This window comes from Saccharopolyspora cebuensis, from assembly GCF_039542665.1.
In the GTDB taxonomy this organism is placed as follows: Bacteria; Actinomycetota; Actinomycetes; order Mycobacteriales; family Pseudonocardiaceae; genus Saccharopolyspora; species Saccharopolyspora cebuensis.
This window is the reverse complement of record NZ_BAABII010000006.1, coordinates 88,248-112,603: the sequence shown is the minus strand read 5'-3', so window position 1 is coordinate 112,603 and position 24,356 is coordinate 88,248. Positions and strand designations below refer to the sequence as shown.

Sequence of the window (24,356 nt, the reverse complement as noted above, 5' to 3'; positions counted from 1 at the left end):
CGTGACCAGGTCCCGCGGGCGTGGTCAGGGCAGCAGCAGCACCTTGCCGGTGGTGCGGCGGCCTTCGAGGTCCTCGTGCGCCCGGCGCGCCTCGGCCAGCGGGTAGGTCGCGCCGACCCGGATGTCCAGGACCCCGGTGCCGATCCACTCGAAGACCTGGCCCGCCCGCCACTCCAGCTCCTCGCGGGTGAGGATGTGGTGCGCCAGGCTCGGCCGGGTCAGGAACACCGAGCCCGCCGAGTTCAACCGCTGCGGGTCCACCGGCGGCACCGGGCCGCTGGCCGCGCCGTAGAGCGCCAGCAGCCCGCGCGGGCGCAGGCTGGCCAGGCTCGCGTCGAAGGTGCTCGCGCCCACGCCGTCGTAGACCACGTCGACCCCGCGCCCGTCGGTCAGGTCCCGGACCTCCTCGGCGACGTCGACCTCGGTGTACCGGACCACCTCGTCGGCCCCGGCCTGCCGGGCCAGCGCCTCCTTCTCGGCGGTCGAGACGGTGCCGATCACGTTGCCGCCGAGGCTCTTGACGAGCTGGGTGAGCAGCAGCCCCATGCCGCCGGCCGCGGCGTGCACCAGCGCGGTCTCCCCGGTGCGCACCGGGTGCGTCGAGGTGACCAGGTAGTGCGCGGTCATGCCCTGCAGCAGCGCGGCGGCTGCGGTCCGGTCGTCCACCGCGTCCGGCACGCGCACCGCGGACTCCTGCGGGACCAGCGCCCGCTCGGCGTAGCTGCCCGGGGTCATCGCCCACGCGACCCGGTCGCCGACCGCGAACCCGGTCACCTCCGGGCCCACCGCCACGACCCGGCCGGCGCCCTCCGACCCGGGCGTGAACGGCAGCGACATGCGGTAGAGCCCGCTGCGCTGGTAGGTGTCGATGAAGTTCACCCCGATCGCGGCGACCTCCACCAGGAGCTGCCGGGCCGCCGGTTCGGGTGCCTCGACCTCGGCGAGCTCCATGACCTCGGGTCCCCCGCTGGTCGCCACCCGGATCGCGCGCATGTCCACCTCCACGTCGACGGTCGTCCCCCGAACTCAACTGCATCCACCGGTGGTCCGGCAACAGGGAGGCGTAGGACACGCCCGGAGATCCTCCCGGCTGTTCTACGATCCGGGTGTGGCGGAGGACAAGACGGTCGAGAAGCAGCCCGAGCCCACCGCGAAGGCGATCGCGACGGCGCAGGCGTTCGTGCGCGAGCACGGCGAGTCCGCGCGCGCGGTGGTCGAGCACCTGGGCAACGCCGGTGCGCGCGTCGTGCTGGTCGGTGCGGACGGCGCGTTCGGCGACGTGCTGGTGCCCGACGTGGCGACCGGTACCGCGCTGGTCGAAGCGGTCGACGGGCTCGACGCCCACGACTGGGACGCGGAGACCACCGCGGCGCTGAAGATCGGTTCGGCGCACCGCAGGAAGATGGCCGGACCGCGCGCCCGATGACGCCCCGCGTCCTGCTGGCGAGCTGCGCCGGGCTGCCCAGCGCCCACCGGGACGACGCGCCGCTGGTCGACGCGCTCGCAGCCCTCGGCATCACCGCCGACTGGGCCCGGTGGGACGACCCGGACACCGACTTCGGCGCCGCCGAGCTGGTCGTGCTGCGCTCCACCTGGGATTACCCGGAGCGCCGCGCCGAGTTCCTGGCCTGGTGCGACGCGGTGCCGGGGCTGCGCAACCCGGCGGCCGCGGTCCGCTGGAACACCAGCAAGCACTACCTGCCGGAGCTGGCCGCGCGGGGGGTCGACGTGGTGCCGACGCAGGTGCTCGAACCCGGTGACCCCCCGGAGTGGCCGGTCGGCGAGTTCGCGCTCAAGCCCGCCGTCGGGGCCAGCTCCCGGGGCGCCGCCCGCTTCGGCCCGGGGCGGCTCGCGGAGGCCGCGGCGCACCTCGCCGAGCTGCGCCGCGACGGCGGCGCGGTCGTGGTGCAGCCGTACCAGGAGGCGGTCGACCGCGAGGGCGAGGTGGCGCTGGTCTTCCTCGGCGGGGTGTACTCGCACGCCTTCGCCAAGGGCCCCGCGCTGGCCGCCGCCGAACCGGCGGAGTTCCGCGGCGGCGCGCGGCACGAGGTCCCGGCGCCGGGACCGTGGCGGGCGCTGGCCGAGTCGGCGCTCGACGCCGCCGCCGGGATGCTCGGCCTGCCGCGCCGGGCGCTGCTCTACGCGCGGGTCGACCTGGTGCGCTCGGCGCGCGGCGCCCCGCTGCTGCTGGAGCTGGAGCTGACCGAGCCGTTCCTGGGACTGCGGCTCGCCCCCGGTGCCCCCGAGCGCTTCGCCTCGGCGGTGCGCGCCGAACTCGCCGCCGCTGTGGACAGGGACTTCGCGGTGGTTTAGCGTTTCAGCGCGCATTGAAACCGATCAGCGGGGGATGCACGCCGTGACCGAGTACCTGGACCGGACCGATCGCCCGGCGATGTCGGAGTGGATCGAGCAGATGGCGGCGCACTTCGAGGCCAGCGAGGGGATGCCGCTGATCGCCGGGCGGGTGCTGGCGTTCCTGCTGATCTGCGACCCGCCGGAGCGCACCGCCGCCGAACTGTCCCTGGCGCTGAGCGCGAGCTCCGGTTCGATCAGCACCAACGTGCGGTTGCTGATGCGCCTCGGCATCGTGTCCAAGACGACCCGGCAGGGGCGGGAGGCCGCGCTCTACCGCGTCGAGGAGGACCGCTGGCCGGAGCTGGTGCAGCAGCGGATGCGCCGGGTCACCGGCCTGGAGGAGCTCACCGAGCAGGGGCTGCGCATGTTCAGCGGCCAGGGTGAGCGGGCCCGCAGGCTGCGCACGGTGCACGAGTTCTACCGCTGGCTGGCCGGGGAGATGCCGGAGTTGTGGCGCAGGTGGGAAAGGGAAGGCCGCCCCCGCCTGCGTTTTTGAGGCTCTCCCTTTGCGTAGGGGTGCGGGTGGCGGAACCTCAGCGGCCTTCTCGCTCCGGGCGCCCTTCCTCATGTACCAACCACGTACACAGCGTCAGGGCGTCCTCGCGAGAAGACCGCTGAGAACCCGCGGCGGTGCAAGCTGCGAGGGTGGGGCAAGACGGAAGCGGCTTTCGCCGCTTGCCTGACGATGATCGGGTTTCGCGCGTGCGTGGCTGGAAGCGGCTTTCGCCGCTTGCTTGACGGTGGTCGCTGAGGTTCCGCCACCCGCACCGCCACGCACAACAACCACAGGGGCGGGGTCCGATCAAGCCGGGATCGGTTCTGCTTCTTGCCGGTCTTCGGTGGGTAGCGGGCCTCGGTAGCGGGACTCGGCCCACAGCAGGGCGGTGGCGATGATCACCAGCGTCGAGCCGAGGACGTGCAGCACCACCAGCGCCTCGGGGACGCTCAGCGCGTACTGCAGGGAACCGATGGCGCCCTGCACGAGCACCACCGCGCAGGCCGTGCCGTAGGCGCGCAGCAGCGCCTTGGTCGGGCGCGCGGTGCGCAGCCACACCCCGAACACCGCGAGCAGCAGCACGTAGGCCATCACCAGCAGGCCGTGGACCTGGGTGAGAGTGAGCACCGGCAGTCCCAGCCGCGGCGTCTCGGGGTCGCCCGCGTGCGGACCGGCGGCGGTGACCAGCGTTCCGGCGACGAGCATCGCGGCGGTGACCGCGGTCAGCGCCACCAGCAGCCTGCGCATCGGGCGGGGCACCACGTCCACCGGCGGCTGGTCGCCCTCGGCGGCGGCCTTGTAGAGCATCGCGGCCAGCCAGATCAGCACCGCGGAGGCCATGAAGTGCACCGAGACGCTCCACCAGGCCAGGTCCACCAGCACCGTCATGCCGCCGATGACGGCCTGCACGACGACCCCGAGCGGCATGATCCAGGCCAACCGGATCAGCCGGGGCCGTCGCGGACGCACCTTCCACGCCGCGATCAGGCAGGCCAGCGCCACGAAGCCGACCAGGAAGGTCAGCAGGCGGTTGCCGAACTCGATCACCTGGTGCAGCGTCGCCACCTCGTGGTGGTCGACGGGCACCATGCTGCCCGGGAAGCACTGCGGCCAGGTGGGGCAGCCCAGCCCCGAACCGGTCACCCGGACCGTCGCACCGGTCACCGAGATCAGCGACTGGGTGACCACCACCAGCAGCGCGAGCACGCGCACCAGCCGGGGGGTGGATCGGAAGGTCCGGGAGGAAGAGGACGCCTTCGGCACCCCTCGATGGTATGTCGGCCCGGGGCCGGTGCCGCGCGGTGGGTCGGCGGCACCGGCCCCGGCGGCAGCGGGGACCGGGTGCTCAGCCCCGGCCGAACAGCCCCTGCGGGACCGCTCCGGCGGCCAGGAGCTGCTTGGTCAGCCGCACGCCCGTCGCGCACAGCACCTCGGTGCCGTCCTCGCCCAGCACCTCCCAGGGGCCCATCGACATCGCGTCGGTGTCGCTCTCCACGGCCTCGCGCAGCGCGGTGCCCTGCTCGGTGACCCCGCCGTCGGGGTCGACCAGGCCGCGCTCCCGCAGCCGCTGCTCGGCCGCGGTCCACTCCTGCTCGGTCCAGCCGCGGGTCTTGCGGGCGGCGGCCGGGGTGAAGCCGCTGCCGGTGGCGCTGTGCAGCACCAGCGCGTCCAGGCCGGGCAGCCCGGCGCGCTGGAGGGCGGCCAGGTGGGCGTCGCCCCGGAACTCGCGCAGCAGCGTCACCGCGTGCCAGAGCCGCAGGTGGGGTTCGGCGGGCCGGTCCAGGTCGGCGTGCGCGGCGTAGAGCGGCTTGCCCTCCGGCGAGCACCCGGTCGCGGCCCGCTCGGCCAGGTCAGCGGCGTCGACGACCGCGGTGGACCCGACTTCCTCGCCGAGCATTCGGCGCAGCGCCACGTCGGCGGCGCGCAGCCGTGCGGCGAGCACGTCCTCGGGCGCGGCGATGCTCCAGGCGCGCGGGATGACCTCGGCGATCGGGCCGGGCGCGAAGTTGTAGAAGGTCGCGGTGACCGCGCCGGGCCCGACCCGCCCCATCGCCGCCGACCGGCCGACGAGGTACTGCATCAACCCGCGCTCGAGGCCCAGCGCGTCGAACTCGGCGGTGGGTTCGGGAGCGAAGTAGATCATGGCGTGCACGAGTTCGAGGGCGTCCTTGGCCTGGCGCGCGATCATCGTCATGTCGCCACACTACGGAGTGAAGCAAGCCGTTCGTGAACGGAATGAGGGTGCCCCTCACTCGGCACCGGTACGGGGGGAGTCAGGTGAGGCGGGTGGTGCGGAGCGCGATCGCGCCGGCCAGGGCGCCCCAGCCCAGCAGCACCGCGACCGGCAGCGGTCCCGGCAGCGCGCCGTGCCCCAGCGCCGCGGCCAGCGACTCGGCCAGCGCGCCGGAGGGCAGGTAGGCGGCGACGGTGCCGATCGGGCCGGGCAGGTCGGCCAGGGGCAGCGCCAGCCCGCCGGCCAGCAGCAGCACGAACCAGATCGCGTTGGCCACCGCGAGCACGATCTCGGCCCGCAGCGCCCCGCCGACCAGCACCCCGGCGGCGCCGAAGGCGAGGGTGCCCAGCACCAGCAGCCCGGCGGCGGGCAGCAGCCCGGCCGGGTCCGGTGACCAGCCCAGCAGCAGCGCGACCACCGACAGCAGCACGGCCTGCAGCGCGACCACCAGCAGCGTGGCCAGCACCCGGCCGCCGATCAGCGTCCACCGCGGCAGCGCCGTGGCCGACAGCCGCTTGAGCACCCCGTAGCGGCGGTCGAAGCCGAGCGCGATCGCCTGGCCGGTGAAGGCGGTGGACATCACCGCCAGCGCGAGGATGCGCGGCAGCACCGAGTCGACCCGCGGTTCCGGCAGCGTGCCGATCTCCAGCGCGCTGAGCCCGATCAGCAGCGCCAGCGGGATGATCAGCGTCAGCAGCGCCTGCTCGCCGTGGCGCAGGATGAGCAGCGCCTCGATCCGGGTCTGGGCCAGCAGCATCCGCCCGGGCCGGCCGCGCCCGGGGGCGGGGCGGAAGGTGCCCGGCGGGAACTCCGCGCCGCGCGGTGCGGCCTCGGTCTCGGCGCTCACGATCGCAGCTCCCGTCCGGTCAGTTCCAGGAACACGTCCTCCAGGCTGCGCTGGCCGACCCGCAGGTCCTCGGCGAACACGCCGTGCTGGGCGCAGAAGGCCGTCACCGTGGACACCACCTGCGGGTCGACGGCGCCGCGCACCAGGTACTCGCCGGGGCGCGGCTCGGTGGCCTCGCAGCGTTCCGGCAGCGCCGCCCGCAGCAGTTCCAGCGGGAGCCCGCGCTGGGAGCGGAACCTCAGCTCCTGGGTGCCTTCGGGGGCGGCGGTGAGCTCGGCGGCGGTCCCGTCGGCCACGGCCCGGCCCCGGTCGACGATGACGACCCGGTCGGCCAGCGCCTCGGCCTCGTCCATCAGGTGCGTGGTGAGCAGCACGCCGACCCCGTCCCGGCGCAGCGCGGTCACCAGCTCCCAGACCAGCCGCCGGGCCTGCGGGTCGAGGCCCGCGGTGGGCTCGTCGAGGAACACCAGCTCGGGGCGGCCGACCAGCGCGCAGGCCAGCGAGAGCCGCTGCTGCTGGCCGCCGGAGAGCCGCTTGTACGGGGTGCGGCGGGACCCGGTGAGCCCGAGCACGTCGAGCAGCCACTCCGGGTCCAGCGGGTGCGCGGCGCAGGTGGCGACCAGGTGCAGCATCTCGTCGGCGCGCACTCCCGGGTAGGCCCCGCCGCCCTGCGGCATCACGCCGATCCGGGGCCGCAGCAGCTCGGACTGGCCGATCGGGTCGAGGCCGAGCACGCGCACCGCACCGGAGTCGGGCTTCTGGAAGCCCTCGCAGATCTCGGTGGTGGTGGTCTTGCCCGCGCCGTTGGGGCCCAGCAGCGCCAGCACGCTGCCGCGCTCCATGCGCAGGTCGAGGCCGTCGACGGCGATCGACGCGCCGAAGCGCTTGGTCAGCCCGCGCAGCTCCACGGCCGGACTGTCGGCGTTGCTCACGACGTCCAAGCCTATGACGTGGCGGAGCGCACCCGGCCCCGGGGAGACCACGGCCACGGCACCTTCCCGCGGACGAGCCAGAGCAGCAGGGCGAAGGCGATCAGCGCGGCGGTCACCGCCAGCGGGATCTGGTAGACGCGCAGCACGTAGCCCGCGCCGGTGGGCGGGACCAGCAGCGACACCGCCGAGCAGATCGCCATCGCGGTGATCCGGAACCGGTTGTCGTTGGTCGACAGCGCCAGCGGCACCACCGCCCACATCAGGTACCAGGGCCACAGCACCGGCACCGCCAGCGCCAGCGCCAGGAACGTGATGCCCATCGCGGCCAGCGGTTCGACCCGGCCCCGGAAGGCCAGCCAGAGCATCCGCAGGCACACCACCGCCACGATGGCGTAGCCGATGACCTTGGTGATGGCCAGCATCGCGTCGGTGTGGTTGCCCAGGCCGAGGAGCATGCTGATGCCGCCGCCGGTCATCCCGAACGCGGTCAGCGGCGCCATGAACGTCTTGACCCGGTTGGGCACGTCGAAGGTCTCGATCCAGCCCAGCCCCCAGCCGCTGGCCAGCGTGATCACCGTCATGGTGGCGAGGAACACGGCGACGAGCAGCCCCGCGACCTTGAACAGGTCGGAGAACCGGCCGCCCCGGCGGAGCACGACGTAGATCCCGAAGAAGCCCAGCGCGATGAACCCGGGCGGTTTGATCGCCCCCGCGATGGTCAGCAGCACGCCGGTGACCACGGTGCCGGGCACCGTCTGCCAGCGCAGGCCCAGCTCGATCGCGGCGAGCATGATGCCGACCATCAGGGCCTCGTTGTGCATCCCGCTGACCACGTGGAACAGCACGATGGGGTTGGCGGCGCCGAGCCACAGCGCGGCGACCGGTTCGACCCCGCAGCGCCGGGCCAGCCGGGGGATCGCCCACACGGCGGCGGCCAGGCCGATCAGCATCACCACGCGCCACAGCAGCACGCCGAAGACCACGTTGTCGCCGATGATCGGGGAGAGCGCCTGGCCGAGCATGAGGAACAGCGGCCCGTACGGCGACGGGGTGTCCCGCCAGATGTTGGGCACGTTGCTGACGAACGGGTGCTCGGCGCCGAGCGCGTGGATCGAGCCGATCGTGTAGGGGTCGAAGCCCCTGGCCGCGACCTCGCTCTGGGCGAGGTAGCTGTACATGTCGGTGCTGAACAGCGGGGGCGCCAGGGCCAGCGGCAGCGCCCACATCACCACGGTGCGGGCGAGCTGGGTGACCGAGACCATCCGCTCGCGTCCGGGCCAGGACAGCTTGCCCAGCCAGAGCCAGGCGATGACGACCATCATCATGCCGAGCCAGGCGCAGGCCATCGCCACGGTGGGCATGCGCGCGGGCAGGCCGATCAGCCGGGCGCCGGCGATCGGGTTGACCACCGGGTTGGCCCCGGCGCCGATCGCGCCGACCGCCAGCACCAGCGAACCGGTGGTGCCGAACCGGCGCACCACGTCGAGCTGGCGCCGTTCGGGCGCCTCCAGGGGCGCCGGTCCGTCGCTGATCGCTGGGTGTTCGTCGGCCGTCCGGGTGCGCTCCGACCCGTCGGCTGCCTCGCCTGCCGCCACGATGCCGAAGCGTAACCGCGTGAGTCAGGTCACGTCGGCGCCCCGCGCGGTAGGCCACGGCCGACCAAATTAGGTAACATTCCTGTTGTGAAAAACGCCGGAACGCCGAACCCGGGCGTGGTGGCCGAGCCGGGCCCCGCGGCCCAGCGCGGCGCGTCCGCTTCCGGGGACGGTCGCACCCGGCACGCCGTGGCCCGGTTGCTGCTGGAGCGGGGACCGATCGCGGCGGCCTCGGTCGCCGACGCGCTGGGGGTCAGCCCCACCGCGGTGCGCAGGCACCTCGACGCGCTGGTGGCCGAGGGCGAGGCGTACGCCCGGGAGTCCTCCTCCCGGGGGCGCCGGGGTCGGGGCCGGCCCGCCAAGCAGTTCCTGCTCACCGAGGTGGGCCGGGCGCGCTTCGGGCACGGCTACGACGACCTGGCGGTGGCCGCGCTGCGGTTCATCGCCGACCATGCCGGGGAGCAGGCGGTGCGCGAGTTCGCCGAGCAGCGGGTGGCGGCCCTGGTCGCCGACCACCGCGAGGCGCTGGCCACCGTCCGGTCACCGGCCGAACGTGCGGAGGTGCTGGCCGACGCACTGACCCGGGAGGGCTACGCTGCCACGACGCGGAGCGTCGGGAGCGGCGAGCAGCTCTGCCAGCACCACTGCCCGGTGGCGCACGTCGCTGCGGATTTCCCGCAGTTGTGCGAGGCCGAGACGGCGGCGTTCGCCGAGGTCCTCGGCACGCACGTGCAGCGGTTGGCCACGATCGCCAACGGCGACGCGGCCTGCACGACGCACGTACCGGTCGACCGGTCCGCGCGTCGGAGCGGTGACCACCGCTCGACGACCGACAAGACCCCTGCCGATCCGCTCCCGAAGGGCCGGCAGGAGCACGCCCCGATTCCTGATGGAGGGGAGTCCGTATGACTGCCGCTGCGGAGCAGCGCACACCCACCACCTCTGGCCAGCTCAGCCAGGAGGAGACCCTGGCCACGCTGGGGAACTACGAGTACGGCTGGGCCGACCCGGACGTCGCGGGTGCGAGCGCCCGCCGTGGCCTCGACGAGAGCGTCGTGCGCGACATCTCGGCGAAGAAGGACGAGCCGGAGTGGATGCTCGAGGCCCGGCTCAAGGCGCTGAAGCTGTTCGACCGCAAGCCGATGCCGAACTGGGGCGCCGACCTCTCGGGCATCGACTTCGACAACATCAAGTACTTCGTGCGGTCCACCGAGCAGCAGGCCCAGACCTGGGAGGACCTGCCCGAGGACATCAAGAACACCTACGACAAGCTGGGCATCCCGGAGGCGGAGAAGCAGCGCCTGGTCGCCGGGGTCGCCGCCCAGTACGAGTCCGAGGTGGTCTACCACCAGATCCGCGAGGACCTGGAGGCCCAGGGCGTCCTGTTCCTGGACACCGACACCGGCCTGCGCGAGCACCCGGAGCTGTTCAAGGAGTACTTCGGCTCGGTCATCCCGGCCGGTGACAACAAGTTCTCCGCGCTGAACACCTCCGTGTGGTCGGGCGGCTCCTTCATCTACGTGCCGAAGGGCGTGCACGTCGACATCCCGCTGCAGGCCTACTTCCGGATCAACACCGAGAACATGGGCCAGTTCGAGCGGACGCTGATCGTCGTCGACGAGGGCGCCTACGTGCACTACGTCGAGGGCTGCACCGCCCCGATCTACTCCAGCGACTCGCTGCACTCGGCGGTCGTGGAGATCGTGGTCAAGAAGGGCGGCCGCTGCCGGTACACGACCATCCAGAACTGGTCGAACAACGTGTACAACCTGGTGACCAAGCGGGCCAAGGCCGAAGAGGGCGCCACCATGGAGTGGGTCGACGGCAACCTGGGCTCCAAGGTCACCATGAAGTACCCGTCGGTGTTCCTGATGGGCGAGCACGCCAAGGGCGAGGTGCTCTCGGTGGCGTTCGCCGGCGAGGGCCAGCACCAGGACGCCGGCGCCAAGATGGAGCACATGGCGCCGCACACCTCCTCGACGATCGTCTCCAAGTCGATCGCCCGGGGCGGGGGCCGCACCTCCTACCGGGGTCTGGTCAAGGTCGCCAAGCGGGCGCACCACTCGTCGTCGAACGTCAAGTGCGACGCGCTGCTGGTGGACACCGTCAGCCGCTCCGACACCTACCCGTACGTCGACATCCGCAATGACGACGTGAACATGGGCCACGAGGCCACCGTCTCCAAGGTCAGCGACGACCAGCTGTTCTACCTGATGCAGCGGGGTCTGACCGAGGACGAGGCGATGGCGATGATCGTGCGCGGCTTCGTCGAGCCGATCGCGCGGGAGCTGCCCATGGAGTACGCGCTGGAACTGAACCGACTGATCGAGCTGCAGATGGAAGGGGCCGTCGGCTGAGATGACGAGCACCACCAAGACCGACGGCACCCAGCACGGCCTGGGCGAGCACTCCCACGGGGGGGCTGTGATCCCGCAGTCCTCCCGCGGGGAGCGCTTCACGTCCTACGACGTGGAGGCCTTCGAGGTGCCCTCCGGCCGCGAGGAGGACTGGCGGTTCACGCCGACCAAGCGACTGCGCGGCCTGCACGACGGCACCGCGACCGCGACCGGCAGCATCCGGGTCGAGGTCGAGGGCGCCGAGGTGGAGACGGTCGGGCGCGACGACTCCCGGATCGGGCAGGGCGGGGTGCCCGCCGACCGGGTCGCCGCCCAGGCCTGGAGCTCGTTCACCGAGGCCTCGATCGTCACCATCCCGAAGGAGACCCGGCCCGAGCCGATCACCGTCACGGTGCACGGCCCGGGTGCGGGCGAGGTCGCCTTCGGCCACCTGCAGGTGCGCGCCGAGCAGTTCGCCGAGGCGGTCGTGATCCTGGACTACCGGGGCAGCGGCGTGCTGGCCGACAACGTCGAGTTCGTCGTGGCCGACTCCGCCCGCCTGTCGGTGGTGTCGGTGCACGACTGGGCCGACGACGCCACCCAGGTCAGCTCCGAGCACGTGGGCCTCGGCCGCGACTCGGTGTTCCGGCACCTGGCCGTCACCCTCGGCGGTGACCTGGTGCGGGTCAACACCACCGTGAACTACGGCGACAAGGGCGGCGACGCCGAGCTGCTCGGGCTGTACTTCGCCGACGCGGGCCAGCACCTGGAGCACCGGATGCTGGTCGACCACTCGGTGTCGCACTGCCGCAGCAACGTGCTCTACAAGGGCGCGCTGCAGGGCGACTCGGCGCACGCGGTGTGGATCGGCGACGTGCTGATCCGGGCCGCCGCGGAGGCCACCGACACCTACGAGCTCAACCGCAACCTGGTGCTGACCGAGGGCGCGCGGGCGGACTCGGTGCCGAACCTGGAGATCGAGACCGGCGAGATCGAGGGCGCGGGCCACGCCAGCGCCACCGGCAGGTTCGACGACGAGCAGCTGTTCTACCTGCGGTCGCGCGGCATCCCGGAGGACCAGGCCCGGCGTCTGGTCGTGCGCGGGTTCTTCGGCGAGATCCTGCAGAAGATCACCGTGCCGGAGGTCCGGGAGCGCCTCGAGGCCGCCATCGAGGAAGAACTCGCGGTGGTCGGGGCCTGAGGGTTCCCGCGGCAACCACAAGCTTTCGCACAGACCAGGAGAGACGAAGAAGAATGGCCACCCTGGAGATCAAGGACCTGCACGGCTCCGTCGTCACCGACGAAGGGGCCAAGCCGATCCTCAACGGCGTGAACCTCACGATCCGCTCCGGCGAGATCCACGCCATCATGGGCCCGAACGGCTCGGGCAAGTCGACGCTGGCCTACGCCATCGCCGGGCACCCGAAGTACCAGATCGACTCCGGTCAGGTGCTGCTGGACGGCGAGGACGTGCTGGAGATGAGCGTCGACGAGCGCGCTCGCGCCGGGCTGTTCCTGGCGATGCAGTACCCCGTCGAGGTGCCGGGCGTGTCGATGTCGAACTTCCTGCGCTCGGCGGCCACCGCGACCCGCGGCGAGGCCCCGCAGATCCGGCACTGGGTCAAGGAGGTCAAGAAGTCGATGACCGACCTCGACATCGACCCGTCGTTCGCCGAGCGCAGCGTCAACGAGGGCTTCTCCGGCGGTGAGAAGAAGCGGCACGAGATCCTGCAGCTCGACCTGCTGGACCCGGGCTTCGCGATCCTCGACGAGACCGACTCCGGTCTGGACGTCGACGCGCTGCGGGTGGTGTCCGAGGGCGTCAACCGCTACACCGGCAAGGGCGACAAGGGCGTGCTGCTGATCACGCACTACACCCGCATCCTGAACCACATCAAGCCCGACCACGTGCACGTGTTCTCCGAGGGCAAGGTCGTGGAGTCCGGCGGCCCGGAGCTGGCCGACGAGCTGGAGGCCAACGGGTACGTGCGCTTCACCGGCAAGAAGGAGGCCGCAGCCCAGTCATGACCGTCCAGCCTCCTCGCACCGCGGGTGCGAGCTCCGCAGCAGGCGCGACCACTCCGCTGGACGTCGCCGCGATCCGGGCGGACTTCCCGATCCTGGATCGCACGATCCGGGAGGGGCGCCCGCTGGTCTACCTGGATTCCGGGGCGACCTCGCAGCGGCCCCGCCAGGTGCTCGACGCGGAGCGCTCCTTCCTGGAGCGTTCCAACGCGGCCGTGCACCGCGGTGCGCACCAGCTCGCCGAGGAGGCCACGGACGCCTACGAAGGGGCCCGGCAGCGGATCGCGGACTTCGTCGGGGCGCCGCCCGAGGACCTGGTGTTCACCAAGAACGCCACCGAGGGCGTCAACCTGGTCGCCTACGCGATGAGCAACGCCGCGACGTCCGGTCCCGAGGCGGAGCGCTTCCGCCTCGGGCCGGGCGACGAGGTCGTGGTGACCGAGATGGAGCACCACGCCAACCTGGTGCCGTGGCAGCAGGTGTGCGAGCGGACCGGCGCCACGCTGCGCTGGTTCGGCGTCACCGACGACGGTCGGCTCGACCTGTCCGACGTGGACGGCGTCATCACCGAGCGGACCAAGGTGGTGGCGTTCACCCACCAGTCCAACGTGCTGGGCACGATCAACCCCACCGAGGCGATCGTGACCCGGGCGCACCAGGTCGGTGCGCTGGTGGTGCTGGACGCCTGCCAGTCGGTGCCGCACGGGCCGATCGACCTGCCCGGGCTCGGCGTGGACTTCGCGGTGTTCTCCGGCCACAAGATGCTCGGCCCGTCCGGGGTCGGGGTGCTCTACGGCCGCGGTGAGCTGCTGGCCGCGATGCCCCCGTTCATCACCGGCGGTTCGATGATCGAGATGGTGCACATGGAGCGGTCCACGTTCGCCGCTCCGCCGCAGCGCTTCGAGGCCGGGGTGCCGATGACGTCGCAGGCCGTGGGCCTGGGCGCGGCCGTCGACTACCTCGCGGCGCTGGGCATGGACCGGGTCGCCGAGCACGAGCAGGCCCTCACCGAGCTGGCGCTGCGCGAGCTCACCGCGATCGAGGGGGTCCGGATCGTCGGGCCGACCGAGGTCGCCGACCGGGGTGGCGCGGTGTCCTTCGTGATCGACGGGGTCCACCCGCACGACGCCGGTCAGGTGCTCGACGACCAGGGCGTCGAGGTGCGCGTCGGGCACCACTGCGCGTGGCCGCTGCACCGGCGGATGGGGGTTCCGGCCACCGTTCGCGCGTCGTTCTACGTCTACAACGAACTCGACGAGGTCAAGGCGTTGGCGGATGCGGTGCGCGCGGCGCAGCGCTTCTTCGGAGTGGCTTGACCGGGGACGGCCGGAGAGGCTAGATGCAGCTCGAACAGATGTACCAGGAGATCATCCTGGACCACTACCGCAACCCGCACCGGCACGGCCTGCGCGACCCGTTCGACGCCGAGTCGTTCCAGGTCAACCCGGTCTGCGGGGACGAGGTCACGTTGCGGGTGCGGTTGACCGGCGACGGCATGGACGCGATCATCGACGATGTCTCCTACCAGGGCCAGGGCTGCTCGATCAGCCAGGCCTCGGTCTCGGTGATGACCGACCTGGTGGTCGGCAAGCCGCTGCGGGAGGCGATGGGCGCCGAGGCCGCGTTCGGCGAGCTGATGCACGGACGTGGCAAGGTCGAGCCGGACGAGGACGTGCTGGAGGACGGCATCGCCTTCGCCGGTGTGGCGAAGTACCCGGCGCGGGTGAAGTGCGCGTTGCTGGGCTGGATGGCTTTCAAGGACGCGGTGTCGCGCGTAGTCGCCGTGGAGGCAACATGAGCGATGAGACGAAGGTTCGGACCGAGCAGGACCCGACCGAGCAGGACGCGGCGGAGCGGGGCGCGGCCGGGATGCCCGAGCCGCCGGCGCCCGCCGCCGAGGTGGCCGCTCTGGAGGACGTCGAGGAAGCCATGCGCGACGTCGTCGACCCGGAGCTGGGCATCAACGTGGTCGACCTCGGACTGGTCTACGACATCCGGGTCGAGCAGGACAACTCGGCCACCGTGGACATGACGTTGACCTCGGCGGCCTGCCCGCTGACCGACGTCATCGAGGACCAGGCGCGGGCCGCGCTGACCGGCGGCCCGGGCGGTGGCCTGGTGAACGACTTCCGCATCAACTGGGTGTGGATGCCGCCGTGGGGACCGGAGAAGATCACCGAGGAGGGGCGCGAGCAGCTCCGAGCGCTCGGCTTCACGGTCTGACCCGCGGCGCGAAGAAGACCTCGGGGGAATCACCGAGGGTCTGAAAACAGTTCGAGGTCTCACACCAGGTGGAGGGCGTCCCGCACGCGGGGCGCCCTCCGCTGTACCTCCAGCCACCTGGGTGAGGGGCACCGTCATCCGGCAATAGTCGGAAGAAGGTGCCCCTCACCCAGCTCACCACCGGGTGTCGACGCGGTGGACGCCCGGCTCGCCCCACCCGCGGGGCTCCTCACCCTTTCGTGACGTGAGTGAGGGGCACCCTGTACCGCGTCATGTGGGCCAGGGTGCCCCTCACCTCGTTCTCCTCCGGGTGAGGGCCGGTCAGGTCGGGGTGTCGGCGAGCAGGGCGGTGAGCTCGACCCGGGAGCGCAGGCCCAGCTTGGTGAAGATGTTGCGCAGGTGGTGGTCCACCGTGCGGTGGCTGATGTGCAGCCGCTCGCCGATCTCCCGGTTCGTGGCGCCCTCGGCGACCAGCCGGCACACCGCGGCCTGCTGCGGGGTGAGCTCCAGGCGTCGCGGCGCGCGCGGTTCCGGGGTGCTGACCCCCGTGGCGCGCAGCTCGGCGCCCGCCTTGGCGGCCCAGCCGCGGGCGCCGTGCTCCCGGAAGATCGTCCACGCCTCGTCGAGCAGCTCCCGGGCGCGGCGCGGCTCGCGGTTGCGGCGCAACCGGGTCGCGTAGAGCAGTTCGGTCTTGGCCAGCTCGACCGGTGTGCTGCTGGTGCGGTGCAGCTCGATCGCGGCGTGGAACCGCTCGTCGGCGTCCCCGGCCCGCTCGGCCAGCAGGCCGTGGCAGCGGTGCGACAGCGCCAGCCGCGCCGGGCTGGCCGTGGTGCTGGCCCACTCGTCGAAGACCCGCAGCGATCGGCTCGCCCGGTCCCGCTCGCCGCAGTGCACCGCGGCCTCCACGTAGTGCGGTGTCGCCAGCACCCGCACCACCGGGTTCGCGCCGCTGCCCGGGGTCCGCAGCCGCCGCATCGCGTCGGCCGGGCGGCCGGCGGCCAGCTCGGCGCAGCCCATCGCCCACAGCCCGAACGCGCCGGGCCGCCCCAGCCCGCGGCTGGCGACGCCCTCGCCGAAGGCGTCGGCCAACCGGTCCCACGCCTCCGCCCGGTCCCCGCGCAGCGCCGCCACCAGTGCGAGCAGCGCGCGGTGGTCGATCGCGCAGTTGCGCTGCCCGGCGGCGCGGGCCAGCCGGAGCCCGTCGAGGGCGCTGGTCTCGGCGTCGTCGTAGCGGTCCAGCAGCAGCGCCGACAACGACAGGTACACCAGCGCCCACGGCAGCCGCGCGATCTGGCCGCGCGCCCGCGCGTCCGCCACCGCGCGGTGCGCCAGCTCGTGCGCCCGCAGCGGATCGCCCAGCGCGAAGGCCGCCTGGCTGGCCAGGATCGACGTCACCGGGTCGGCGGCCCGCTCGACCAGCGCCAGCACCCGTCGCAGGGCGGGGACCGCCTGCCGGTGCCTGCCCTGGAACAGCGCCGCCATCCCGCCGAGGTGCTCGAAGACCAGCGCGGTGCCGGGCGGTTCGCCGCCGCCGTCGGCGGCCAGCCGCCGCCGCAGCCGGGCACCGTCCGCGGCGTACTCGGCGTAGCGCGCGTAGTCCCCGGCCACGCAGGTGGCCTCCCCGGCCAGCACCAGCGCGTGCAGGGCGAGCTCCCGGTCGGTGTCCAGCAGCCGGTCCAGCGCGCCGTGCAACTGGTGGTGCGCGGCGGCCGGCATCCCGTCGAGCAGCTCCGCTTCGCCCAGCACCAGGTCCGCCAGGCCCCGGGTGCGCGCCGACCCGATCAGCGGCCGGGCCCGGCGGGCGAGCGAGCGGGCCCGGCTGGCCCGGCCGTCGAGCAGGGCGTCGCGTCCGGCGGTGAGCAGCAGCCCGGCCGCGACGTCGGGATCGGTGCTCAGCGCGGCGGCCCGCCCGGCGGCTTCGGCGGCCACCGCGTGCCGCCCGGTGCGGCGGGCGCGCTCGGCGGTGCGCACCAGCTCCTCGGTGACCCCCTCGGCCGGCCGGTCCCCGGCGCGCACCCGGTGCCACTCGGCGCGCAGGCCCGTCGTGGCGCGGGCCAGCCGCCGGTGGACCTCCGGGTCGGGGGCCGCGGCGCGCAGGCAGGCGCGGGCCAGCGCGTTCGGCGGGTGCGCGCGGTCGCCGGTGATCACGACCAACCCGGCGCGCTCGGCCGCGTCGAGCTCGTCGAGCCCGTCGCAGGCCGCCGCGAGCACGCCCAGATCGACACCGGGCTCGGCGGCGGTGGTCAGCGCCAGCAGCCGCGCCCGGGGACCGGCGTCGGCCAGCGCGCGGTGCAGCGCCCGCCGGTACCGGCTGCGGGCGGGTAGCAGCGGCGGCACCGGGACCAGCCCGGCGGCCTGCCCGGCGGTGAGCGCGGTGGCGGCGTCGACGAGCGCGAGCGGGTTGCCCCCGGCGCGCGCCACCAGCTCCGCGGCCACCACCGGGTCCAGCCGGTGCCCGCAGCGGTCGGCCAGCAGCCGGTGGCACGCCTGCTCGTCCAAGGCGCCCAGCGGCAGCCCCGGCACCCCGGCCAGCGGGCCGTCCGCGGTCTCCGGGTCGGCGGCGAACAGCAGCGCGAACGGTCCGCCCGCCGCCCGGCGCGCGGCGAACCCCAGCGCGTCCAGCGATGCGGCGTCCAGTTCGGCGGCGTCGTCCAGGCAGCACACCAGCGGTCGGGCGCTGAGCAGCGCCACCAGCCGGTCGCCGCCGAGCGCGGGCGGTCCGGCCAGCCCGGCGGCCCGCAGCAGCCGGTCGAGCCCGGCGAACGGGATCTCCCGCTCCGCCCGCACGCCGCCGATCCGCACCGCCCGGCACGGCGATTCGGCGCGCACCAGCTCCAGCAGCGCGGACCGGCCGCTGCCCGCCGCACCGGTGATCACCAGCGCACCACCGGCACCGCCGCGCACCCGGTCGAGGACGTCGCGCAGGGCAGCCGCCTCCCGATCCCGGCCGTGCAGCACCGCATCGGACATGACGCCAGTGTGTCCCCGGGATGACCGGCGCGGAACACGCCCAACGCAGCAATCACCGGCGTCCGGCCGCGCGGAACCGGTGATTTCGCCGATGCCCCCGGCACCTCGCCGTCGCGACGCTGTCCGCCGTCCCCCTTCCCCCGAATTCCCCAGGAGGGCCGATGCGTCGGCTGTTCGGAGTCCTGTTAGCCGCGCTGGCGATGGTCGTGGTCGGGCCACCGCTGGTCGCCGGCGCCGCCGGGAGCCACCCGGTGGTCTTCGTCCACGGCTACACCGGCAGCGCCTCGAACTGGGCGTTCGCCGAAGCCCAGTTCCGCCTCAACGGCTACGACTCGGCGGATCTGCACCCGTTCGAGTACGACTGGAGCCAGTCCAACGAGACCAGCGCCGCCGAACTGGGCGCGTTCATCGACCAGGTGCGGGCCGAGACCGGTGCCGACCAGGTCGACATCGTGAACCACTCGATGGGCGGGCTGGTCACCCGCTGGTACATGAAGGAGCTCGGCGGCGTCGAGAACGTCGCGCACTGGGCGTCGCTGGCCGGGGCCAACCAGGGCACCACCTTCGCCAGCGCCTGCCTGCAGTACGCCTCGTGCCGCGAGATGATGCCGAACTCGCCCTTCGAGGTGCGGCTCAACTCCGGTGACCAGACGCCGGGCGACGCCGCCTACGCGACCTGGTACTCGCCGTGCGACGGCATCATCGTCCCCTACACCAACACCCGGGTCGAGGGCGCCGACAACAACCTGGTCGCCTGCGAGACGCACATCGCGTTCCTCACCGACGCCACCATCCTCGGCGAGGTGATCGACTTCTTCGAGTCCTGATCAGCCGCGGTGCGACGCGTCGGGCGCCTGCTCCGGGAACTCCCGGGGGGCGCCCGGCGTGCCGCGCAGCACCTCGACGCGGTCGGTGCCCGGCCGCTGCAGCACCCAGCTCGACCCGGCCAGCGACTTGGCGGAGTGCTTCAGCGGCGCGAGGCGGCGGGAGGCCTCCTCGTAGCCGCTGACGGTCGTCGGGGTGCACACCAGCGTGGCCAGCGACAGCGTGACCTCCACCCCGCCCGCGCTGCGCGGCGGGTCGAGCAGCGCCTCCGCCAGCTTCACCAGGTCGTCGAGGTCGGCGATGAGCAGGAAGTCGTCCCCGCCGACGTGCCCGACGTGCACCGACCCCAGCGCGGTCGCGGCGTCGGTGAGGCTGCGGCCGATGGCCCGGATGAGGTCGTCGCCCGCCGAGAAGCCGACCGTGTCGTTGACCGCCTTGAACCCGTCGATGTCCAGCCAGCTCACCGCGAACACCTCGCCCGCCTCGATGCGGCGGGCCACGTCGCGGGCGATGGCATCGCTGCCGGGCAGCCGGGTCAGCGGGTTGAGCGCGGCGGCCTCCTCGACCTTCAGGTCGGCCATGCCCCGGATCAGGTCCCCGGCCCGGACCGCGCCCAGGCAGCCGCCGGATTCGTCGACCACCACCGCGTCGTCGTACATCCGGTACGGGTCGGCGCGGGTGACCAGGCTCAGCGCCTCCATCGCGGTGGTGGCGGTGGTGACCACCCGCGGCTCGTCGGCCAGCCGGGACGCCGGGCGGGTGGCGTGCAGCGCGTGCCCGTACGGGCCGGTGACCGCGAGCAGGAACCGGTTGCGGTCGATGGTGTAGCGGGGCCGGTTCCGGTCGTCGACGAGCACCACACCGCTGATCTCGGGGTGATCGGCGAGCACGCCGCGCACCTCGTCGGCGGTGACGTCGAGGGACAGCACCGTCGCGGGGGACAGGAACTCGGTGACCCGGGGGCCGGTGGCCAGCACGTCCAGACCGGGGCCCTGCGGATCGGTGACCTCGGCGGCGACGCCGGGCACGGTGGCCGCCGTCGGCGGCCGGCGCGCGGCCGGGGCCAGCAGCTTGCCCTGCACCAGCCGGACGCCGTGCCGCCGCAGCGCGCTGAGCTGGCGCTCGCTCTCCACGCCTTCGGCGACGAGCCGCCCACCGGTGGCTTCGCACAGGTGGCGGAGGGAGTCGACCAGCGCCACCCGGGCCTCGTCGTCGGGCAGCCCGGTCACCACGGCCCGGTCCAGCTTGACCATCGCGGGGCCCAGGTCGGCGATCAGGGTCAGCGAGGCGTCGCCTTCACCGATGCCGTCCAGCGCCAGCCCGAAACCCTGCTCGCGCAGCGACCCGGCGCCCGCGACCAGCGCCTGCTGGTCCAGCCGCCCGAACGGTGGGCCGATCTCCAGGGTGACGTCCCGCGGGCGGCGCCCGACCTCGTGCAGCCGGTCCCGCAGCAGCTCCAGCCGGGCCAGGTCGGTCGCGACGGTCCCGCCGAAGAGGTTGAGGTGCAGCGGCAGCAGGTTGCCGTGGTCGGCCGCCGCGCTGACCGCGGCCCGCGCCAGCTCCACGTCCAGATCGGTGAGCCGCCGCTCCCGCGCGGCGGTCCGGAACAGGTCCTGCACGTGCGCACCCGCCGGGCGCGCGAGCGCCTCCACCGCCACGATGGCGCCCGTCCGGATGTTGATCAACGGTTGGAAGGCGAAGCGCACCTCGCCCACCAGCGCGTCCACGATGTCGAGGTCGTTCGCGCTCACGACCCGTCCCCGATCACGGCCCGGTCCCCGATCACGGCCTGGTTCCCGATCACGGCCTGGTCACCGACAACTCACGTCCTCCCCGTCAACGGAGGATTGCCTTCCCCGGGCACAACCTAGCGCGGTTGACCAGCGGAGAGCACCCACCCGGGCGGGGGCGTGTGGTCATCAACACAACGCAGCGCCGCCGTCACCGTCGGTGCCGGTCGTCAGCGCCCGCCGAGCGCGTGCTCCGCGGTCGGCAGCGCGGCCCCCAGACCCGCGGCGGCCAGCCGGCGCCGGAGCCGCCACGGCGCCGCGCGGAACAGCGCCGACATGGCCGCCGCGGTGGCCACCGGGTCGCGCTCGCCCGCCAGGAAGGCGGTGCGGTGCTGCTCCGGCAGGCCGAAGAACGCCTCGAAGAACCCGGGCACCTCCTCCGGGGGCAGGCCCAGCAGCGCGTGCAGCGCGCGGCGCCGCAGCGCGTGCGCGGCCAGCGCGGGGGGCGGCCACAGGATCGACCAGGCGGCGCGCGCGGCGGCGGTCGGTCCGGAGGTCAGCCGGGCGCTGATCGCGGCGGCCACCCACGGTGCCTGCCGCAACGACGTGGCGACGCTGAACCCGCTCGCCGGGTGGACCAGCCCGGCCGCCGCGCCGAACGGGATCACCCGGCCCGGCCGGGGCAGCGGGTCGTCCACCGGGAACCGGACCCGCTCCTCGTCGAGCACCGCCGACTCCGGGATGCCCGCCTCGGCCAGCCGACCGGTGAGCCGCCGCCGCAGCACCGCCAGCGGCAGGCCGGGGCGCCGGGCCAGCGAGGTCTCCTCCAGCAGCACCCGGCCACCGCCGAGCCGCACCCCGTACTGGAACGTCGGCCAGCCGCCCCGGGTGGCGGGCGCCGGCCGCCAGTCCATGAACAGCCCCGCGCCGGGGGCGAGCCGCCCGGCCGCGTCGGCCTCGTCGAGCACCGCGCCGACCGCGGTCTGCTGGGCCGGGGTGCGGGCGGGCCGACCGCCGCTGAGCACCCGGGCGGCCCCGGTGGCGTCCACCACCACGGCCGCGGCGAGTCGCTGCCCGCTGCGCAGCACCAGCGTCGACCCGGTCGGGCCGTGCTCGGCGGTGGCGGCGCGCCCGGTCACCTCCCGCACGTCGGGACGCCACAGGTGCTTCCACAGGCCGGTGCAGTCCAGCACCGCGTAGCGCCGGTCCCACCGGTGCTCGGTGGTGCCCACCAGGTGCATCCGGTCCATCACCGCGGCCACCGCCGAGTCGGGCAGCGCCGGGAACTCGTCGACCCAGCCCGCGTAGGTGTGCGGCCAGACCCGTCGCGGCGCCGGGTCCACCAGCGCCACCCGCAGCCCGGTATCGCTGCAGGCCGCAGCCACGGCGCGGCCCGCAGGCCCGCCGCCCACCACCACAACGTCCACGAGGAGAGCCTTTCCAACGACACCGCGTCGCGCACCCCGGGACCGAGCGCGCCCACCCGCATCAGATCACGGTCCGCCGCCGGGGACGGCTAACGTGGGTCCATGCACGACGAACCGCTCCGGACCAGCCGCCGCAGCGGTCTGCCCGGACTCCGCAAGCTGCCCGGCGACCTCGCCGCGAGCCCGTTCCGGGGCGACCGGGACCGCGTCTCCGGCTCGGCGTTCTTCGCCCGGCTCGGCGGCGTCACGCAGGTCGTCAGCCCCAGCGGTTCCGGTCTGCTGCTGCACAACCGGCTGACCCACAGCCTCAAGGTCGCGCAGGTGAGCCGGGCCATCGCCGAGCGCTTGCTCGGCGACCCGGCGGACGTGGCGCGGGTGGACCGGCTCGGCGGGCTGGACCTGGACGTGGTGGAGGCCGCCGGGCTCGGCCACGACCTCGGGCACCCGCCGTTCGGGCACCTCGGCGAGGCGGTGCTGGACCGGCTCGCCCGGGACCACTTCGCGCTGCCCGACGGGTTCGAGGGCAACGCCCAGACGTTCCGGGTGATCACCCGGCTGGACGTGCGGGGCAACGAGGACGACGGCCTGGACCTCACCGCCGCGGTGCGCGCCGCGCTGCTGAAGTACCCGTGGACCCGGCTGTCCCGGCCCGACCCGCACCCGAGGCACCTGCCCGCGCCGCCGCGCGGGGCGGGCGAGCCGCCGGAGGCGCCCGGCACCGGCTCGGCCAAGTTCTCCTGCTACGTCACCGAGCTGGGCGACCTGACCGGCGCCCGGGCGGCCTTCGCCGGCCGGCTCGAACCGTGGCAGCAGACCGTCGAGGCGTCGGTGATGGACACCGCCGACGACATCGCCTACGCCATCCACGACCTGGAGGACTTCCACCGGGTCGGCATCCTGCAGCACACCACCGTCTCGCACGAGCTCACCGAGTGGCTCGGGCGCGCGCTGGAGTTCGCCGGGCGCTCCGAGGCCGAGCTGATCGGGGGCCGCCCGGGGCAGTCGCTGGAGCTGCTGCGCCGCAGGCTCCGCGACAAGGACTCCTGGATCGCCGACGACGACGCCTTCACCGGCGCGGTGAAGAAGGTGGTCACCAACCTGGTCGGCAAGCTGCTGGAGATGCCGTTCGACCGGTCCCGGCAGGCCGAGCAGGCGGTGGCGGCGTTCTCCGGCGAGTGGACCCGGCGGCTGGTGGAGGGCGTCCGGGTGGAGCCGTCGCCGACCACCCGGTCCGGGCACGTCGCGCTGTCCACCGAGCAGTGGCACGAGGTGCAGGTCCTCAAGTTCGTGCACCGGCGCTTCGTCCTGCAACGCCCCGACCTGGCGCTGCACCAGCGCGGCCAGGACCGGTTGCTGACCCAGCTGGTCGAGGCGCTGGACCACTGGCTGATCGACCGCTCGGAATCGTCCCGGCTGCCGCACCGGCTGCGCGACCTGTTCGACCACGCCACCGAGGAGTTCGCCGAGGCCCGCCGCACCGACCCCGAGCTGCTGGTGATGCCGGGGGAGACGTTGCCCACCGGCCGGGCCGGGGCCGAGCACCTGGAGCGGATGGCGCGCGGCCGGGCCGTGATCGACTTCGTCGCCTCGCTCACCGATGACCAGGCCGAAGCGCTGCTCGCGGCCCTGTCCGGTCGGACCACGCAGCTGTGGAACGACACCTTCGTGCTGTGAGCCGGGTGCGGGAGCTGCCCGGCGGCGGGCGCGCGGTGGAGGTGGAGCCGGAGCGGCTGGCGGGCTGGTTCGAGCGGTTCGCGGCCCGCCACGGCGGGGTGGAGCGCACCGCGCTGACCGGCGCGCGGGTCGAGGTGCGGGCCGCCGACGGTGCCGCGGCCGGGGTGGCGGTGCCGTTCGGCCCGCTGCCCACCGCACCCGCCGAGCACGCCGGGCTGGCCGTCGACGCCCTGGTGGACCACCTCCGGGCGCCGCGGCGGATCGGGCTGGTGCTGGTCCGGCGCGGCGCGCACAGCGTGGGGGTCGCCGAGGGCGGCCGGGTGGTGCGCTCGAACACCGACCGCCACCTGGTGCAGGGCCGGAGCAAGGCGGGTGGCTGGTCGCAGCAGCGCTTCGCCCGGCGCCGGGAGGGCCAGGGCAAACGCGCGGTGCGCGACGCCGCCGACGCGGTGGCCGCGGTGCTGCTGCCGGAGCGGCTGGACGCGGTGGTGCTGGGCGGCGACCGGGCGGCGCTGGAGTCGCTGCGCGCCGATCCGCGCCTGGCCGGCCTGCTGGCCCGCGCCGAGCCCCGGGTGCTCGACGTGCCCGAACCCCGCCGCGCGGTGCTCGACGAGGCCGCCCGGCGGGCCCGCGCCGTCGAGGTGGAGGTCCGGGAGCCGGGGTGATCCGGCGCTCGCGGAATTCGTTC

At 73.9% G+C, this 24,356-nt stretch carries 22 protein-coding genes; 13 read left to right on the top strand and 9 right to left on the bottom strand.

Annotated features, from left to right (window positions below; genetic code table 11):
* Nucleotides 1-24 precede the first annotated feature (24 nt).
* A complete protein-coding gene (locus ABD976_RS12150; protein WP_345362027.1) occupies nt 25-993 on the bottom strand; it encodes a quinone oxidoreductase family protein in 969 nt (322 codons plus the stop codon).
* A 115-nt stretch (nt 994-1,108) separates the two neighbouring features.
* Between ABD976_RS12150 and ABD976_RS12145 the strand changes: the two genes are divergently transcribed.
* From ABD976_RS12145 to ABD976_RS12135, 3 genes are read left to right on the top strand one after another with little or no spacing between them, the layout of a single operon-like run.
* Nucleotides 1,109-1,426 (top strand): hypothetical protein, encoded by a 318-nt coding sequence (locus tag ABD976_RS12145; RefSeq protein ID WP_345362024.1) that lies wholly within the window; start codon nt 1,109-1,111, stop codon nt 1,424-1,426.
* A complete protein-coding gene (locus tag ABD976_RS12140; protein ID WP_345362021.1) occupies nt 1,423-2,313 on the top strand; it encodes an ATP-grasp domain-containing protein in 891 nt (296 codons plus the stop codon). The genes ABD976_RS12145 and ABD976_RS12140 overlap by 4 nt, the downstream gene beginning before the upstream one ends.
* 43 nt (nt 2,314-2,356) lie before the next feature.
* Nucleotides 2,357-2,851, top strand: coding sequence for a GbsR/MarR family transcriptional regulator (locus ABD976_RS12135; protein ID WP_345362018.1), 495 nt, complete (start codon nt 2,357-2,359; stop codon nt 2,849-2,851).
* 306 nt (nt 2,852-3,157) lie between these two features.
* Here the strand turns inward: ABD976_RS12135 and ABD976_RS12130 are convergent, their stop codons facing one another.
* From ABD976_RS12130 to mptB, 5 genes are all read right to left on the bottom strand, one after another.
* Entirely contained in the window at nt 3,158-4,114 is a 957-nt protein-coding gene (locus ABD976_RS12130; protein ID WP_345362015.1) for a COX15/CtaA family protein, read from the bottom strand.
* Between the two features lie 82 nt (nt 4,115-4,196).
* Nucleotides 4,197-5,045: an SCO6745 family protein gene (locus tag ABD976_RS12125; protein WP_345362012.1), complete on the bottom strand. Its 849-nt coding sequence runs from the start codon at nt 5,043-5,045 to the stop codon at nt 4,197-4,199.
* Between the two features lie 79 nt (nt 5,046-5,124).
* Complete coding sequence (locus tag ABD976_RS12120) at nt 5,125-5,931, bottom strand: ABC transporter permease (protein WP_369774590.1); 807 nt, start codon at nt 5,929-5,931, stop codon at nt 5,125-5,127.
* On the bottom strand, nt 5,928-6,863 hold the full coding sequence (locus ABD976_RS12115) for an ABC transporter ATP-binding protein (protein ID WP_345362009.1): 936 nt from the start codon (nt 6,861-6,863) through the stop codon (nt 5,928-5,930). Before ABD976_RS12115 ends, ABD976_RS12120 begins: the two co-directional genes overlap by 4 nt.
* A gap of 11 nt (nt 6,864-6,874) precedes the next feature.
* Nucleotides 6,875-8,458 carry a polyprenol phosphomannose-dependent alpha 1,6 mannosyltransferase MptB gene (gene mptB / locus ABD976_RS12110; protein ID WP_345362006.1) on the bottom strand — a complete coding sequence of 528 codons (1,584 nt, stop codon included), beginning with the start codon at nt 8,456-8,458 and terminating at the stop codon, nt 6,875-6,877.
* Between the two features lie 87 nt (nt 8,459-8,545).
* Here mptB and ABD976_RS12105 point away from each other — a divergent pair, with 87 nt between their 5' ends.
* From ABD976_RS12105 to ABD976_RS12075, 7 genes are read left to right on the top strand one after another with little or no spacing between them, the layout of a single operon-like run.
* The gene (locus tag ABD976_RS12105) at nt 8,546-9,367 is read left to right on the top strand and encodes a helix-turn-helix transcriptional regulator (RefSeq protein ID WP_369774591.1); all 822 of its coding nucleotides are present in this window, start codon (nt 8,546-8,548) and stop codon (nt 9,365-9,367) included.
* Nucleotides 9,364-10,815 carry a Fe-S cluster assembly protein SufB gene (sufB, locus tag ABD976_RS12100; protein ID WP_345362003.1) on the top strand — a complete coding sequence of 484 codons (1,452 nt, stop codon included), beginning with the start codon at nt 9,364-9,366 and terminating at the stop codon, nt 10,813-10,815. Before ABD976_RS12105 ends, sufB begins: the two co-directional genes overlap by 4 nt.
* 1 nt (nt 10,816) lies before the next feature.
* Nucleotides 10,817-11,995, top strand: a complete 1,179-nt coding sequence (gene sufD, locus ABD976_RS12095) for a Fe-S cluster assembly protein SufD (RefSeq protein WP_345362000.1) — start codon at nt 10,817-10,819, stop codon at nt 11,993-11,995.
* Nucleotides 11,996-12,048: 53 nt separating this feature from the next.
* The gene (sufC, locus tag ABD976_RS12090) at nt 12,049-12,822 is read left to right on the top strand and encodes a Fe-S cluster assembly ATPase SufC (RefSeq protein ID WP_345361997.1); all 774 of its coding nucleotides are present in this window, start codon (nt 12,049-12,051) and stop codon (nt 12,820-12,822) included.
* Complete coding sequence (locus ABD976_RS12085) at nt 12,819-14,135, top strand: cysteine desulfurase (RefSeq protein WP_345361994.1); 1,317 nt, start codon at nt 12,819-12,821, stop codon at nt 14,133-14,135. The genes sufC and ABD976_RS12085 overlap by 4 nt, the downstream gene beginning before the upstream one ends.
* 23 nt (nt 14,136-14,158) lie before the next feature.
* Complete coding sequence (gene sufU, locus ABD976_RS12080; RefSeq protein WP_345361991.1) at nt 14,159-14,617, top strand: Fe-S cluster assembly sulfur transfer protein SufU; 459 nt, start codon at nt 14,159-14,161, stop codon at nt 14,615-14,617.
* Complete coding sequence (locus tag ABD976_RS12075) at nt 14,614-15,042, top strand: metal-sulfur cluster assembly factor (protein ID WP_345361988.1); 429 nt, start codon at nt 14,614-14,616, stop codon at nt 15,040-15,042. Before sufU ends, ABD976_RS12075 begins: the two co-directional genes overlap by 4 nt.
* A 321-nt stretch (nt 15,043-15,363) precedes the next feature.
* Here the strand turns inward: ABD976_RS12075 and ABD976_RS12070 are convergent, their stop codons facing one another.
* Nucleotides 15,364-18,012: a helix-turn-helix transcriptional regulator gene (locus ABD976_RS12070; RefSeq protein WP_345361985.1), complete on the bottom strand. Its 2,649-nt coding sequence runs from the start codon at nt 18,010-18,012 to the stop codon at nt 15,364-15,366.
* 161 nt (nt 18,013-18,173) lie between these two features.
* Between ABD976_RS12070 and ABD976_RS12065 the strand changes: the two genes are divergently transcribed.
* Nucleotides 18,174-18,839, top strand: a complete 666-nt coding sequence (locus tag ABD976_RS12065) for an esterase/lipase family protein (RefSeq protein WP_345361982.1) — start codon at nt 18,174-18,176, stop codon at nt 18,837-18,839.
* Here the strand turns inward: ABD976_RS12065 and ABD976_RS12060 are convergent, their stop codons facing one another.
* Together ABD976_RS12060 and ABD976_RS12055 are read right to left on the bottom strand one after the other, a co-directional pair.
* The gene (locus ABD976_RS12060) at nt 18,840-20,588 is read right to left on the bottom strand and encodes a GGDEF domain-containing protein (protein ID WP_345361979.1); all 1,749 of its coding nucleotides are present in this window, start codon (nt 20,586-20,588) and stop codon (nt 18,840-18,842) included.
* A gap of 209 nt (nt 20,589-20,797) precedes the next feature.
* Nucleotides 20,798-21,994, bottom strand: a complete 1,197-nt coding sequence (locus ABD976_RS12055) for a lycopene cyclase family protein (protein WP_345361976.1) — start codon at nt 21,992-21,994, stop codon at nt 20,798-20,800.
* 102 nt (nt 21,995-22,096) lie between these two features.
* On the opposite strand from ABD976_RS12055, the gene ABD976_RS12050 reads away from it, so the two are divergent.
* Entirely contained in the window at nt 22,097-23,668 is a 1,572-nt protein-coding gene (locus ABD976_RS12050) for a deoxyguanosinetriphosphate triphosphohydrolase family protein (RefSeq protein ID WP_345361973.1), read from the top strand.
* The gene (locus ABD976_RS12045) at nt 23,665-24,333 is read left to right on the top strand and encodes an acVLRF1 family peptidyl-tRNA hydrolase (RefSeq protein WP_345361970.1); all 669 of its coding nucleotides are present in this window, start codon (nt 23,665-23,667) and stop codon (nt 24,331-24,333) included. Before ABD976_RS12050 ends, ABD976_RS12045 begins: the two co-directional genes overlap by 4 nt.
* Nucleotides 24,334-24,356: the final 23 nt, after the last annotated feature.

Coding starts and splice junctions, on each gene's coding strand:
- ABD976_RS12085 (WP_345361994.1), top strand. CDS start 12,819: ATGACCGTCCAGCCTCCTCGCACCGCGGGTGCGAGCTCCGCAGCAGGC.
- ABD976_RS12065 (WP_345361982.1), top strand. CDS start 18,174: ATGCGTCGGCTGTTCGGAGTCCTGTTAGCCGCGCTGGCGATGGTCGTG.
- ABD976_RS12050 (WP_345361973.1), top strand. CDS start 22,097: ATGCACGACGAACCGCTCCGGACCAGCCGCCGCAGCGGTCTGCCCGGA.
- sufD (WP_345362000.1), top strand. CDS start 10,817: ATGACGAGCACCACCAAGACCGACGGCACCCAGCACGGCCTGGGCGAG.
- sufB (WP_345362003.1), top strand. CDS start 9,364: ATGACTGCCGCTGCGGAGCAGCGCACACCCACCACCTCTGGCCAGCTC.
- sufC (WP_345361997.1), top strand. CDS start 12,049: ATGGCCACCCTGGAGATCAAGGACCTGCACGGCTCCGTCGTCACCGAC.
- ABD976_RS12150 (WP_345362027.1), bottom strand. CDS start 993: ATGCGCGCGATCCGGGTGGCGACCAGCGGGGGACCCGAGGTCATGGAG.
- ABD976_RS12075 (WP_345361988.1), top strand. CDS start 14,614: ATGAGCGATGAGACGAAGGTTCGGACCGAGCAGGACCCGACCGAGCAG.
- sufU (WP_345361991.1), top strand. CDS start 14,159: ATGCAGCTCGAACAGATGTACCAGGAGATCATCCTGGACCACTACCGC.
- ABD976_RS12125 (WP_345362012.1), bottom strand. CDS start 5,045: ATGACGATGATCGCGCGCCAGGCCAAGGACGCCCTCGAACTCGTGCAC.
- ABD976_RS12070 (WP_345361985.1), bottom strand. CDS start 18,012: ATGTCCGATGCGGTGCTGCACGGCCGGGATCGGGAGGCGGCTGCCCTG.
- ABD976_RS12140 (WP_345362021.1), top strand. CDS start 1,423: ATGACGCCCCGCGTCCTGCTGGCGAGCTGCGCCGGGCTGCCCAGCGCC.